Genomic DNA, 13,985 nt, shown 5'->3' with positions numbered 1-13,985 from the left:
AGTCCATGGTGGCGCGCCCCGTGGGCGGACTAGAGCTTGCGGTCATGAGGACACCAACAGGACTGCGGGCGGCGGTCGTTGCCGCGCTGCTCGGGCTCGCGATGACGGTCGCGGGGCCGGCGGGCAGCGTACGGGCCGACGGCCGGGCGCCCGCACAGACCGTCGGCGACATCACCGGCTTCGCGGCGGACGGGCCCGTCTATCATCTGCACGCCGGCCGGGCCGAGGCCCGCGTCAGCTTCGTCACCCCCCGCACCTTCCGGCTCGAACTGGCCCCGGACGGCACCTTCTCCGACCCCACCGGCAAGGACATCGTGCTGCCCCAGGGCGCGCCGCCCGCCACCCGCTGGCGGGACGCCGGCGACGCCTATGAACTCAGCACCTCCCAGGTCACCCTGAAGGCCTTCAAGGCGCCGCTGCGCTTCGAGCTGCGGCGGGCCGACGGCTCGCTGGTGTGGTCCGAGACGAAGGGGCTGAGCTGGGACGACAAGACCACCACCCAGACCCTCGCGCGCGGCGCCGGTGAGCAGTTCTACGGCGCCGGAATGCAGAACGGCCGCGGCAACACCTCCCACCGCGGCCACACCACCGAGGTCGGGGTGGACTACCACTGGGACGACGGCGGTCACCCCAACTCGGTCCCCTTCTACCTTTCCTCCGCCGGCTACGGCGTCTTCCGCAACACCTACGCGCCCAACACCTACGCCTTCCAGGACCCGGTGACGACCACCGCACAGGAACGGCGCTTCGACGCCTATTACTTCGCCGGGCCGAGCGCCAAGGACGTCATCGGCCAGTACACCGCACTGACCGGAAAGCCCTTTCTGCCACCGTTGTACGGGCTGGAGATCGGCGATTCGGACTGCTATCTGCACAATGCGAACCGGGGTGAGCGGCATACTCTCGACGCCCTGAAGGTCGCCGACGGCTATCCGCAGAACGATCTGCCCAATGGCTGGATGCTGGTCAACGACGGTTACGGCTGCGGCTATGAGCATCTCGCCGAGACCTCACAGGGGCTGGGCGAGCGGAAGATGAAGCTCGGACTGTGGACCGAGGACGGTATCGCCAAACTCGCCGACCAGGTGAAGGCGGGCCAGCGCATCGCGAAACTCGACGTCGCCTGGGTCGGTGACGGCTACAAATTCGCCCTGGACGGCTGCAAGGACGCCTACCGGGGCATCGAGGACAACAGCGATGCGCGGGGCTTCACCTGGGCTCCGGAGAGCTGGTCGGGTGCCCAGCGCTGCGGCGTCCAGTGGTCCGGTGACCAGAGCGGCAGCTGGGACTACATCCGCTGGCAGATTCCGACCTATGCCGGCGCCACCATGTCCGGGCTCGCCTATACGACCGGCGATGTGGACGGCATCTTCGGCGGCAGCCCCAAAACCTACGTCCGCGATCTGCAATGGAAATCCTTCCTCCCGGCGATGATGACGATGGACGGCTGGGCCGCCAGTGACAAACAGCCCTATCGCCAGGGCGAGCCCTACACCTCCATCAACCGCAGATATCTGAAACTGAAGGAATCGCTGCTGCCCTACATGTACTCGTACGCGGCGGAGGCGACCCGCACCGGCGTCGGTCCGGTGCGTCCGCTGGCGCTCGAATATCCCGGTGACCCGAAAGCCGGCACCGACGCCGCGAAGTACGAATTCCTTTCCGGGCAGGATTTCCTCGTCGCGCCCGTCTACCGGGACAGCGACACCCGCGACGGCATCTATCTGCCGAAGGGCACCTGGGTCGACTACTGGTCCGGGCGCACCTACCGGGGCCCGACGACGGTCAACGGCTACAGCGCTCCGCTGGACACCCTGCCGCTGTTCGTCAAGGCCGGGGCAGCCGTCCCCATGTGGCCTGGCATCAGGTCGTATCAGCACCGCACCGCACACTCGCCGCTCGCCTGGGACGTCTATCCGCAGGGCCGTTCCTCGTTCACGCTCTACGAGGACGACGGCGTCACCCGCGCGCACCGGCGGGGCGGCAGCGCCACCCAGCAGGTGCGGGTGGCGGCGCCGCGCTCCGGCGGCGGCGACGTGCGGATCGACGTCGGCGCTCTGCGGGGTGAATTCCACGGCAAGCAGACCGCCCGGCCCTACCGCTTCACCGTGCACACCGGCGACGCCCCGCGCGCCGTCGAGCTGGCCGGGCGGCCGCTGAAGCGGTTGCCGTCCGCGCGGGCGTTCCGGGCGGCGGACGAGGGGTGGCGCTACGACCCCGCGGACCGTGCGGGCGTCGTACAGATCAAGACCGGCTCCCGCACCACCGGTCGCGCCTTCGCCCTGACGCTCAAGGGCGCGAGCGCCGTCGGCGGCAGAACCCCGGGCGCCGCGGCCGTCGTTGCCACCCCCGGCGGCCAGGAGGTGACCAAGGGCGCACCGACGGCCGTACGGGCCTCCGTCACCGCCGGCACCCGGGACGCCCAGGACGTCTCGGTGGCGCTCTCCGCACCCAGGGGCTGGACCACCTCGGCGCCGGTGCACCACCGGCGGATCGCGGCCGGGGCCACTCAGCGCGAGACGCTGACCCTGACCGCGCCCCGGGACGCCGTCGGCGCGGACCCGGTCACCGTCACCGCGACCGTCCGCTACCGCGCGGCCGGTGCGTGGCGGACGGCGGTGCACCGGTTCGAGGTACGGGCCGTGCCGCCGGCGCCCGCCGGGGACACCTGGGCGAGCGATCTGGAGTGGCTGAGCGCGACCAACGGCTACGGTCCGGCCGAACGCGACCGCAGCAACGGCGAGTCGGGGGCGGCGGACGGTCATCCGCTCACCCTCGCCGGCAAGACCTACGCCAAGGGCATCGGCGCGCACGCCGACTCGGACCTGGAATTCTTCACCGGCGGGCGGTGTACGTCCGTCACCGCGGACGTGGGTATCGACGACGAGATCGCCGACTACGGCGAGGTCGCCTTCTCGGTGGAGGCGGACGGCAAGGTGCTGTGGACCTCACCGAAGCTGACCGGGGCGTCGGCGCCGGTGCCGGTGGACGTACCGCTCGGCGGCGCCCGGCACGTCCGGCTCAAGGTGACCGATACGGACGGCAAGAAGTCCGGCGATCACGGCGACTGGGCGGGGGCGCGCTTCCACTGCGGGCGGTGAGCGCGGCCCCCGTCCGGGGGAGCGCACGCAGGGCGCCGGACCGGCGTGACGGCCGGTCCGGCGCCCTGGTGGCCCGGTCAGCTCCCGCTGTCCTCCGGGCCGTCCTCCGGCCTCGCGGAGTCGGCGGCGTCCGCGCCGCTGGACGGGTCGGCCTCGTCCGCGGAGTCCCTGGCGCCCTTGTCGTGGGCCGGGTCCGTGGGGTCGCTGCCCTGGTCGTCGCCCGGTCTGGGCTCGCGCGGCTCCTTGGGCACCGGGCGGGGCGGGCGGGTGCGGCCGCTCGGGGCATCGCGGTGGAAGGAGCCGTCGCGGCCGTCGGCGAGCCCGCCCTCGGTCGCCACTCCGGGACCGGACTGCGGGTCACGGCGGCGCAGATAGCGCTCGAATTCGCGGGCGATGGCCTCGCCGGACGCCTCCGGCAGATCCGCGGTGTCCCGCGCCTCCTCCAGGGACTGGACGTACTCGGCGACCTCGCTGTCCTCGGCGGCGAGCTGGTCCACGCCCAGCTGCCAGGCGCGTGCGTCCTCGCTCAGCTCGCCGAGCGGGATCCGGACGTCGAGGAGGTCCTCCAGGCGGTTGAGCAGGGCGAGGCTGGCCTTCGGGTTGGGCGGCTGCGACACATAGTGCGGTACCGCGGCCCACAGGCTCACCGCGGGAACGCCGGCATGGGTGCACGCCTCCTGGAGGATGCCGACGATGCCCGTCGGGCCCTCGTAGCGGGACTCCTCCAGGTCCATGCGGCGCGCGAGTTCCGCGTCGGAGGTGACGCCGCTGACCGGGACCGGGCGGGTGTGCGGGGTGTCGCCGAGCAGCGAGCCCAGCACCACCAGCATCTCCACACCCAACTCATGGGCAAATCCGAGGATTTCGTTGCAGAACGAGCGCCAGCGCATGCTCGGCTCGATGCCGCGGACCAGGACGAGGTCCCGCGCCCGCCCCTTGCCGTTCGCGTCGCCGACGCGGACGACGGAGAGCCGGGTCGTGGGCCACGTGATCTTGCGTACGCCGCCGTCCAGGAAGACGGTGGGACGGTTCACCTGGAAGTCGTAATAGTCCTCGGCGTCGAGCGCGGCGAAGACCTCGCCCTTCCACTCCCGGTCCAGATGAGCGACCGCGGCGGAGGCGGCGTCGCCGGCGTCGTTCCAGCCTTCGAACGCGGCCACCATGACCGGGTCGATCAGCTCGGGCACCCCCTCGAGCTCGATCACCCAGCGCCTCCTTCCGACCGGTCCGGCCGCCTGGGGCGGCCGCCGGCAGCAGTTCCTTTGCGTGCGATCCCAAGACTACGGCTTCTGTGGTGCCGATATGCAGCCCCTTTCCAGCAAGGGGTAGTGATTCATCCGACCTGTTTGCGGATCGGTTGGCCTCCGTCAGTCCAACTTCCGCACGAGGGCTGGACGTCGTCTCGCGCGAAGGGCTATACATCGGATGACCCGGAAAGGTCCGATGTTCTTCCCCAACATCTCAGGGGGCATGCGCATGGCCGGTTCCGATACCCTCACCGCGCTCGACTGCCACGACATCCGCTTCCCCACCTCGGACCGGCTCGACGGCTCGGACGCCATGAACCCGGACCCCGACTACTCCGCCGCCTACGTCGTGCTCCGCACCACGAGCGGCCCGCAGGGTCACGGCCTCTGTTTCACCATAGGACGCGGCAACGAGGTCATGGCCGCCGCGATCCGGTCGCTCGCACCGCACCTCACCGGCCGCCCCGCGCCCGCCACCGCCGCCGATCTCGCCGCACTCCACCACGACCTCACCCATGACTCGCAGCTGCGCTGGCTCGGTCCGGAAAAGGGCGTGATGCAGATGGCGGCCGGCGCGGTGGTCAACGCCGCCTGGGACCTGGCCGCCCGCCGCGCCGGCCTGCCGGTGTGGGAGTTCCTGGCCACCCTGACCCCCGAGGAACTCGTCTCGCTCGTCGACTTCCGCTACCTCTCCGACGCGCTGACCCCCGGCGAAGCCCTCGCCCTGCTGCGCGCCGCCGCACCGGGCCGCGCCGAGCGCACCGCCCGCCTCAAGGCCGAGGGCTACCCCGCCTACACGACCTCGCCCGGCTGGCTCGGCTACGACGACCGCACGCTGGTGCGGCTGGCACGCGAAGCGGTGGCCGCCGGCTTCGGGCAGATCAAGCTGAAGGTGGGCGCGAACCTCGACGACGACCGGCGGCGGCTGCGGCTCGCCCGGGACGCGGTCGGCCCCGGCGTACGCATCGCCGTCGACGCCAACCAGCGCTGGGACGTGGCCGAGGCGGTCCGCTGGATGACCGCGCTGGCGCCGTACGCCCCGTACTGGATCGAGGAACCGACCAGCCCGGACGACGTCCTGGGGCACGCCGCGGTGCGCTCCGGCCAGCCCGTGAAGGTCGCCACCGGGGAGCACATCGCCAACCGGGTGGTCTTCAAGCAGCTGTTGCAGGCCGGCGCCGTGGACTTCGTGCAGATCGACGCGGCGCGGGTGGCCGGGGTCAACGAGAACCTCGCGATCCTGCTGCTGGCCGCGAAGTACGGCGTACCGGTCTGCCCGCACGCGGGCGGGGTGGGGCTGTGCGAGCTGGTGCAGCACCTGGCGATGTTCGACTACGTGGCGGTCTCCGGAACCCGCGAGGACCGGGTGATCGAGTACGTCGACCATCTGCACGACCACTTCAGCGAGCCGGTCGTCATCGAGCGCGGCCGCTACCGCGCCCCGGCCGCGCCCGGCTTCTCGGCCCGGATGAAACCCGCCTCGCTCACCGCTCACCGCTTTCCCGACGGGCCCGTGTGGCGCGCCCGCCGCACGCGGCCGGACCGGCCCGACGCACAGGAGGTCACCGCATGAGTGCCGCACCGCACACCGGCCCACCACCGGCCGACTTCACGGGCATGGCTGCCCTCGTCACCGGCGGCGCCTCCGGCATCGGAGCGGCCACCGCCGCGCTCCTACGGGACCGCGGCGCCCGGGTCGCCGTCCTGGACCGGGACCCCTCCGGGGCGCCCGCCGGGACGATCCCGGTCCGAGCCGATGTCACCGACGACGGTGCGGTACGGGCCGCCGTCGCCCGGGCGGTGGCCGAACTCGGCGCCCTGCACACCCTCGTCGGCAACGCCGGCATCGGCGCCGTCGGCACCGTCGAGGACAACGACGACGCGGAGTGGCACCGGGTCCTGGACGTGAACGTGCTGGGCCTGGTGCGCTGCGCCCGCGCCGCGCTCCCGGCGCTGCGCCGCACCGCCGACGGGGCCCCGGGCCGGGTGTCCATCACCCACACCTGTTCCATCGCCGCCACCGCGGGGCTGCCGCAGCGCGCGCTGTACGCCGCCGGCAAGGGCGCGGTCCTCTCGCTGACCCTCGCCATGGCCGCCGACCACCTCCGCGAGGGCATCCGCGTCAACTGCGTCAATCCGGGCACCGCCGACACCCCGTGGATCGACCGGCTGCTGGCCGCGGCCGACGACCCGGCCGCCGAACGCGCCGCCCTGCACGCCCGCCAGCCGATGGGCCGGATGGTCACCGCGGACGAAGTGGCCGCCGCCATCGCCTCGTTGGCGTCCCCGGCGGCCTCCGGCATCACGGGGACGGCCCTCGCCGTGGACGGGGGGATGCAGGGGCTGCGGTTGCGGCCCGGAACCTGAATCGCCTCGTCCGGTGCGTGAACTGCCTTGTCGCCTGGATCGTCGCGTCCGCTGCCTGAACCGCTTCGTTCCCTGGATCGCCTCGTTACCTGAGCCGTCGCGTCCGCTGCTTGAACCGTCTCGTACCTGAATCGCCTCGTCCGCTTCGACCCCGCAGGGCTTCCCCCGCCCCCTCCCCCGAAGGGGGAGGAGGGGGAGGGGGAGCGCCTGGGGAGACACCCCTACTGCCCGTCCGCCGGATCCTGCTGCCTTCGCGGTGCCTTGACGACCACCGTCCCTGAGGAGAGGTCGATCGGGCCCTTCGCGGGGTCGGCGTCCCCCACGTCATCGACGACCAGCGACATCTTCTGCCGCTCCTCGTCGGTGTGCTTACGCCCCGGTGCGAACAGCTCTTCCACGACATTGAACATGGTGCCTGTCCCCTCTTCGGCGTGACGTGCACCCGTCCCCCTGTCCCCGAGTGTAGGCAGCTCGCACGAAAAGGGGATCAGTCGCGTCAGCTCACCCTGAGGCGGAGGATCCGGTCATCGCCCTTGTGCGGCGTGCCCCGTCCGTCCGTGTTGCTGGTGACCAGCCACAACGTGCCGTCGCCCGCCGCCACCACCGTCCGCAGCCGCCCGTAGGTGCCCTGGAGAAAGGCCTGCGGGGCGGCCACCGGCCTGGTCCCGTTCAGCGGGATCCGCCACAGCCGTTCGCCGCGCAGCGAGGCCATCCAGATCGAGCCCTTGGCGTACGCGATGCCGCTGGGTGAGGCAACCGCGGGCTTCCACTCCTCGACCGGGTCCATGAACCCCGAGCCCGCCGCCGCGCCCTTGGCCTTGCCCTCGGCCTCGGGCCAGCCGTAGTTCCGGCCCGGCTCGATGAGGTTGAGCTCGTCCCAGGTGTCCTGTCCGAACTCCGAGGCCCACAGCCGGTCGTCGTCGTCCCAGGCCAGTCCCTGCACATTGCGGTGGCCGTAGTCGTACACCACCGAATCGGCCTCGGGGTTGCCGTGTACCGGCTCGCCGTCCGGCGTCATCCGCAGGATCTTGCCGGCCGGGGACTTCTTGTCCTGAGCCAGCCCCTTGTCGCCGGTCTCGCCGGTGCCGGCGTAGAGCATCTTGTCCGGGCCGAAGGCGATCCGGCCGCCGTTGTGGATCTCGCCCTTGGGAATGCCCTTGAAGAGCGTGTCGGGCGCGCCCAGCTGATTGCCCGGCGGACGCTTCTCGTCGTAGACCATGCGGGCGATGCGGTTGTCGGACGCGGTGGTGAAGTACGCGTACACCTGATGGTCCGCGCCGAACGACGGGGACACCGCGATCCCCAGCAGACCGCCCTCGCCGCCCGGGTCCACGCCCGGAACCGACCCCAGCTCGGTGATCTTCCCGTTCTTCGCCGAGACCCGGACGATCTTCCCGGTGTCACGGGAGCCGACCAGCAGATCCCCGCCCGGCAGCACCGCCACGCCCCACGGCGACTTCAGCCCGGTCACCAGGGTGGCGGTCACCTTCACCGAGCCCTTGGCAGGCGGCGCGGCGGACGACGGCGAGCCGCCCGGCGAGACGGCGGCGCCGCCCTTCGCCGGGGCCGAGGACGTGCCGGTGCCGTGCGGCGCCGCGCCACCGGACGAGCAGCCCGCTGCCAGGAGCAGCGAAGCGGCGGCCAACACGGCGGTGCGGGTACGGCGTTCCACGGCAGGTCCTCTCGTCGGCAGGGCGGGACAAGAACACCACATCGCGCCGCGCCACGCCCGCACCCCAGGCGCTCCGGAGCCACTCCCACGTGCCGCGATCCGACGCGGCCGGGCCGGCAACGAGCGCGTGCGTCGGGGCGGGCAGCCGGCAAACGTCCTGGGCCGGGCGGGACTTGGCGCGGCGGAGCTGCCATGGCCCGTCCGATGGACCGGGGGCGGAAGGCCTAATACCAGGACCCGCGCGCCGGCGGCAGCACGGCGATCTCCGCCAGGTCCTCGAGGGTGAGCGTCAGCGCTGCGGCCTTGGCGTTCTGCGCGGCCCAGCGCTCCTTCTTCGTGCCCGGCACCGGGACGACATGCCGGCCCTGTGCCAGCACCCACGCCAGCGCCACCTGCCCCGGCGTCGCACCGTGCCGCGCGCCGACCCGGCGCAGCCCGGCCACCACCGGCTGGTTCGCGGCCATCATCTCGGCGGTGAAGCGCGGGTGACGGGCCCTTATGTCCTCCGGCTCGAACCCCTGCCCCGGGGTGAGGGTGCCGGTCAGGTAGCCGTTGCCCAGCGGCATCGCCGCCAGGAAGCCGACACCCCGCGACTCGCACCACGGCAGCAGCGCCTCCAGCGCCTCCGGCGACCACACCGACAGCTCGGCCTGCACACTGCTGACGGGGAACACCTGCTGGATGCGCTCCAGTTGGGCCAGCGTGCCGTCGTGCATCCGGGAGCGCCGCGGCCCGCCGCCGGCCGGCCGCCGCTCCCTACGGGCCGCGCGGGCCGGCCGTACCGCCCGCGCGCCCACCGCACACAGCCCCAGCGACCGCACCTTCCCGGCCGCCACCAGCTCCGCCATCGCCCCCCAGGTCTCCTCGATGGGCACCTCGGGATCGGCCCGGTGCAGCTGGTAGAGGTCGATACGGTCGGTCTGCAGCCGCCGCAGCGAGGCGTCGCAGGCCCGCCGGACGTAGCCGGGCCGCCCGTTGGCGACGATGTGCGCTTCCCCCACCAGCAGACCGCACTTGGTCGAGACGAACGCCTCCGCCCGCCGCTCCTTGAGCACCCGCCCCACCAGCAGCTCATTGGTGAACGGGCCGTACATGTCGGCGGTGTCGAGCAGGCTGCACCCCCGGTCCAGCGCGGTGTGCACGGCCCGCAGCGAGCTGTCCAAGCTGCGCTGCGACTCGGTGTACCCCCAGCTCATCGGCATACAGCCGAGTCCGATGGCGCCCACTTCGAGGGCCGCCGCACCGATTGTCCTGCGCTCCACCTGGTTGTGCCTCCATCCCCTCGCCCCCGGTCAAGGGCCAGACCAAACTAACGTCTGAGCAGAACATCTCTTCGCATAGCCTGCGGTCATGGCAACCGCAGACCAGCGCACCGATGTGCACGACGTATGGCTCCCGATCCCGCCCGAAGGGATCGAGGGCCTCCCCGCCGGTCTCCGCTATCTCCACTGGGACGCCGGCCTCGACTTCCCGGCCGATCCGGGCCGCTGCGTTTTCTATGTGGTCCCCTATATGAAGGGCGCGGAGATGAGCCTGCGCCCGCTGTCCCGGATGAGCCGGGTGCGGGTGGTACAGACCCTCACGGCCGGTGTCGACGACATGCTGCCGGGGCTGTCCCGGATGCCGTCGGGCACCCAACTGTGCAACGCCCGCGGACTGCACGACGCCAGCACCGCCGAGCTCGCGCTCACGCTGATCCTCGCGGCGCTGCGCGGCGTTCCCGACTTCGTACGGAGCCAGGACGCGGGGGAGTGGCGGCCGGACGTCCGGCCGGCGCTTGCCGACAAATCGGTCCTCATTGTGGGCTATGGTTCGATCGGCAGTGCCATCGAAGACCGGCTCACACCTTTTGAGTGTGCGCGGGTGGCGCGCATCGCACGCACCGCGCGTGACACTGTGCGCGGCCCTGTGCATCCACTCTCCGACCTGTCCGCCCTCCTGCCCGATGCGGACGTCGTCGTGCTGGCGACTCCGCTCACCGAAGCGACGCGTGGCCTGGTCGGAAGCGATTTCCTGGCACGGATGAAGGACGGCGCACTGCTGGTGAACGTCGCACGCGGCGGGATCGTCGACACCGCGGCGCTACTCGCCGAACTCCGGTCCGGGCGGCTGCGTGCGGCGCTCGATGTCACCGATCCGGAACCCCTGCCCGCCGGGCATCCGTTGTGGCACGCTCCCGGCGTGCTCCTCACTCCACACGTCGGCGGCCCCAGCTCTGCTTTTCTGCCCCGTGCGAAGCGGCTGCTGCGTGATCAGTTGACGCTTTTCGCGGCCGGCGAGCCCCTGCGGAACGTGGTCGCCACCGCCGGCTGAAGCGGTCGCGGGTAGCGCTACGAGTCCGTAAGACTGCGGGGAGTATGCAAATTCCGTCCACAGTCACGCTCCGTAGAGACACTATGTCCCTGAGTGACGGAACTGGTGTATCGTCCGAGCGGGGACGACGCCGGGAGCGACACGGCGCGTGCGAAGGATCCGGGACTCGAGGGGGGCGACGGGCGATGTACGGCCGATGGACGATTCGCGAGAAGCACGATCCACGAGCGCCCGCGGGAATACTGCGAGGCCCCCAGGAGTGCCGCTCGCGCCGCCGCCCGGTACGGGTGAGCAGGAGAATCCGGTGAGCGCCCCCGGGGCGATGCTCTCCCGGCCGCCGGCGCCGGCAGGCAATCCGCCGAGCGCGGTGCCGCAGATCGTCCTCGCCGTGCTCTGCGGCGGCTATGCCGTCGGCGCCGCCTTCGGCTGGGGGTCGCCCGAAGTCGCGGCGTTCATGGGGGACTTCGGCCTCAGCTTCGCCGCCCTGCTGGCGGCCGTCTCCTGCGGTCTGTACGCCCGCAAGCGCCGCACCCGCTTCCGCCCGGCCTGGATGCTGTTCGCCGCCTCCTCCGGGATGGCCGGCCTCGGCAACGGCGTATGGGGCTGGTACGAGGTCATCATGGGGACCGCGGTACCCAGCCCCTGCCTGGCCGACTTCTGCTTCCTGCTGTTCGCGCCACCCGCCATCGTCGGTCTGCTGGTGCTCGCCAAGAGGCCGGTCACCAGGGCCGGTTGGGTCTGTCTGGGGCTCGACTCCTGGCTGATTGCCGGGTCGCTGGTCACCCTCTCATGGAGCCTCGCGCTCGCCCACACCGCCCATTTCCAGGGCCGCAGCGTGGCGCAGAGCGCGCTGTCGCTGGCCTATCCGCTGCTGGACATCGTGCTGGTGAGCATGGTGCTCGTGCTGCACTTCCGGCGCTCCTCGGTGCACCGCTCGGCGATCAACACCGCGGTCGCGGCCCTGGCGCTGACGGTGCTGTGCGACGCCCTGTTCAGCTCCCCGCTGCTGCGCGAGCACTACCGCTCCGGCCAGATCCTGGACGCCGGATGGTTCGCCGGCTCGATACTGCTCGCGTACGCGCCCTGGGTCGCCCGTCGCGCGGGCGACGAGCCCACCCAGGAGGAGACCAGGCCCGCCGCGCGCCGGGTCCCGCCGCACGGCAGCCGTCCCATCGCCGGCTCGCTCGCCGCACTGACCCCGTATCTCGCCGCCGCCGTCTGCACCCTGGGCATCCTCACCAACGTCCTGGACGGGCGGCGCATCGACCGCGTGGTGCTGTTCACCGGCTGCACGGTCGTCCTCGCGCTGGTCGTCCGCCAGGGCATCATGCTGCTCGACAACATCACCCTCACCCAGGAGCTGGCGCAGAAGGAGAACCACTTCCGCTCCCTGGTGCAGGGCTCCAGCGACGTCATCATGATCGCCGCCCCGACCGGCGTGCTGCGCTACGTCAGCCCGGCCGCCGCCGGTGTCTACGGGCGCGACGCCGAGGAGCTGGTCGGCTCCGAACTGGCGTCGTTGATCCACCCCGAGGACCTGGGCCGGGTGGTGCACGAGGTCCGCAGATTCCTCGCCGCCGCCCCCGAGGACGAACCGACCACCCGGATCGAGTGCCGCTTCCGCGCCGGCGAGCAGCGCTCCGGGGGCGACGGCTGGCTGAACGTCGAGTCCACGGTCAACCGCCATCACGGCGGCCTGATCTTCAACTCCCGCGATGTCACCGAACGCGTCCGGCTGCAGGCCCAGCTCCAGCACAACGCCTCGCACGACGCGCTCACCGACCTGCCCAACCGCGCCCTGTTCACCGAACGCGTCACCCAGGCCGTCACCGGCCGCCGCGCCAGCGACCACGACACCGCCGTGCTCTACATCGACCTCGACGGCTTCAAGCAGGTCAACGACACCATCGGCCACCAGGCCGGCGACGAGCTGCTGATCCAGGCCGCCCGCCGGCTCGGTGACTCGGTGCGCGCCGGGGACATAGCGGCCCGGCTGGGCGGCGACGAGTTCGCCGCGCTGATCACCGGCGACGGCACCCGCGACCCTGCCGCCCGCGAGTTCCGGATCCACGAGATCGCCGACCGGCTGCGCATCCGGCTCTCCGAGCCGTACCGCATCGACGGCCGTGAGGTGCGGGTGGCGGCCAGCATCGGTGTGGCCTTTGCCGAGCCCGGTGTCAGCCCCGCGGGCCTGCTGCGCAACGCGGACCTCGCGATGTACCGCGCCAAGCAGGCCGGCAAGGGCCGGGTGGAGCTGTACGCCCCGCAGATGCAGACCGAGGTGGCACACCGTGCCGAGCTCGCCACCAAGCTCCGTACGGCGCTGCACGACGGCGCCTTCTCGCTGCTGCACCAGCCGGTGGTGGAGCTGTCGAGCGGACGGGTCACCGCGGTCGCGGCGCACGCCCGCTGGCGCTCCGCCCAGGGGATCTTCTTCACCCCCGCGGAGTTCCTGCGGGTCGGCGACCGCGGACGCTTCACGGAGGACGACGGCGACCGTGCCGCGGAGCTGGACCGCTGGCAGTTGGAGGCGGCCGTCGAGCAGGCGTCGGCCCGCCACCGCGCCGGCTATCCGGTCCCGGTCGCGGTCCGGCTCCCGGCCCGGCGGCTGCTGGACCAGGCGCTGTCCCCCAAGGGCGTGGAGTCGCTGCTCACCCGGCACGGCCTGCCCTCGCGCGCGCTCGTCCTGGAGCTGTCCGAAAGCGATCCGCGCATTCCGCTGGACGACCTGGAGCGCCGGCTGGTCGCGCTGCGCCGGCTCGGCGTACGGATCGCCCTGGACGGCTTCGGCAGCGGAGTCGCCGCGATCAGCGCGCTGCGCCGGCTCCCCGTCGACGTCCTGCGGCTGGACCGCGGGCTGGTCGACGGCGTGGTGGAGTCCGCCCGGCTGCACAAGATCACCGCAGGGCTGCTGCGGATCGCGGGAGACCTGGGCATGCAGTCCGTCGCGGACGGCGTCGACCTGCCCGAGCAGGTGCTCGCGCTGCGCTCGATGGGCTGCACCCACGGCATGGGCACGGCCTTCTCCGGGCCGCTCGACGAACACCGGCTGCGGCGGTCCCTGACGCACGCCCACTATCCGGTGCCGGACCTCGCGGTCCAGGGCCGGGCGGTGGTGCTCACCGGCAGCGGACTGCCCGCACGACAGGGCGGCCCGTCGGGCCCGGAATCGCTCGTGCATCCGCCATTGCGCTCAAATAGTGAGACCTCCGTCCCACCCACTTGACACCCGGTGCACGGCGGGGGGAGGGTCTGTGCCATGCGCACCCGAATTCTCGTACTTGG

At 72.1% G+C, this 13,985-nt stretch carries 9 protein-coding genes; 5 read left to right on the top strand and 4 right to left on the bottom strand.

The genetic code is table 11. The annotated features are described in order from the left end of the window. The first annotated feature begins 44 nt into the window (after positions 1 to 44). Positions 45 to 3,101 carry an NPCBM/NEW2 domain-containing protein gene (locus tag EST92_RS11160; protein WP_129280779.1) on the top strand — a complete coding sequence of 1,019 codons (3,057 nt, stop codon included), beginning with the start codon at positions 45 to 47 and terminating at the stop codon, positions 3,099 to 3,101. A 77-nt stretch (positions 3,102 to 3,178) separates the two neighbouring features. Here EST92_RS11160 and EST92_RS11155 read toward each other — a convergent pair whose 3' ends face one another. Next, complete coding sequence (locus tag EST92_RS11155; protein WP_129280778.1) at positions 3,179 to 4,306, bottom strand: PAC2 family protein; 1,128 nt, start codon at positions 4,304 to 4,306, stop codon at positions 3,179 to 3,181. Between the two features lie 271 nt (positions 4,307 to 4,577). Between EST92_RS11155 and EST92_RS11150 the strand changes: the two genes are divergently transcribed. Both EST92_RS11150 and EST92_RS11145 read left to right on the top strand, forming a co-directional pair. Beyond that, positions 4,578 to 5,921, top strand: coding sequence for an enolase C-terminal domain-like protein (locus EST92_RS11150; RefSeq protein ID WP_129280777.1), 1,344 nt, complete (start codon positions 4,578 to 4,580; stop codon positions 5,919 to 5,921). Continuing rightward, positions 5,918 to 6,715, top strand: coding sequence for an SDR family oxidoreductase (locus EST92_RS11145; protein WP_129280776.1), 798 nt, complete (start codon positions 5,918 to 5,920; stop codon positions 6,713 to 6,715). Before EST92_RS11150 ends, EST92_RS11145 begins: the two co-directional genes overlap by 4 nt. A gap of 221 nt (positions 6,716 to 6,936) precedes the next feature. Here the strand turns inward: EST92_RS11145 and EST92_RS11140 are convergent, their stop codons facing one another. From EST92_RS11140 to EST92_RS11130, 3 genes are all read right to left on the bottom strand, one after another. Further along, positions 6,937 to 7,125, bottom strand: coding sequence for a DUF6191 domain-containing protein (locus EST92_RS11140; protein WP_129280775.1), 189 nt, complete (start codon positions 7,123 to 7,125; stop codon positions 6,937 to 6,939). A gap of 86 nt (positions 7,126 to 7,211) precedes the next feature. Next, entirely contained in the window at positions 7,212 to 8,387 is a 1,176-nt protein-coding gene (locus EST92_RS11135; protein WP_129280774.1) for a PQQ-dependent sugar dehydrogenase, read from the bottom strand. 224 nt (positions 8,388 to 8,611) lie between these two features. Beyond that, entirely contained in the window at positions 8,612 to 9,649 is a 1,038-nt protein-coding gene (locus tag EST92_RS11130; protein ID WP_174243984.1) for an aldo/keto reductase, read from the bottom strand. 88 nt (positions 9,650 to 9,737) lie between these two features. Here EST92_RS11130 and EST92_RS11125 point away from each other — a divergent pair, with 88 nt between their 5' ends. Together EST92_RS11125 and EST92_RS11120 are read left to right on the top strand one after the other, a co-directional pair. Further along, on the top strand, positions 9,738 to 10,700 hold the full coding sequence (locus EST92_RS11125; protein WP_129280773.1) for a 2-hydroxyacid dehydrogenase: 963 nt from the start codon (positions 9,738 to 9,740) through the stop codon (positions 10,698 to 10,700). A 322-nt stretch (positions 10,701 to 11,022) separates the two neighbouring features. Continuing rightward, a complete protein-coding gene (locus EST92_RS11120) occupies positions 11,023 to 13,926 on the top strand; it encodes an EAL domain-containing protein (RefSeq protein WP_129280798.1) in 2,904 nt (967 codons plus the stop codon). Positions 13,927 to 13,985 lie beyond the last annotated feature (59 nt).

The sequence above is a fragment of the Streptomyces sp. TM32 genome (assembly GCF_004122755.1).
Lineage (GTDB): Bacteria > Actinomycetota > Actinomycetes > Streptomycetales > Streptomycetaceae > Streptomyces > Streptomyces sioyaensis.
This window is presented reverse-complemented; position numbering and strand designations above follow the sequence as displayed.

Coding starts and splice junctions, on each gene's coding strand:
- EST92_RS11160 (WP_129280779.1), top strand. CDS start 45: ATGAGGACACCAACAGGACTGCGGGCGGCGGTCGTTGCCGCGCTGCTC.
- EST92_RS11140 (WP_129280775.1), bottom strand. CDS start 7,125: ATGTTCAATGTCGTGGAAGAGCTGTTCGCACCGGGGCGTAAGCACACC.
- EST92_RS11125 (WP_129280773.1), top strand. CDS start 9,738: ATGGCAACCGCAGACCAGCGCACCGATGTGCACGACGTATGGCTCCCG.
- EST92_RS11120 (WP_129280798.1), top strand. CDS start 11,023: ATGCTCTCCCGGCCGCCGGCGCCGGCAGGCAATCCGCCGAGCGCGGTG.
- EST92_RS11150 (WP_129280777.1), top strand. CDS start 4,578: ATGGCCGGTTCCGATACCCTCACCGCGCTCGACTGCCACGACATCCGC.
- EST92_RS11145 (WP_129280776.1), top strand. CDS start 5,918: ATGAGTGCCGCACCGCACACCGGCCCACCACCGGCCGACTTCACGGGC.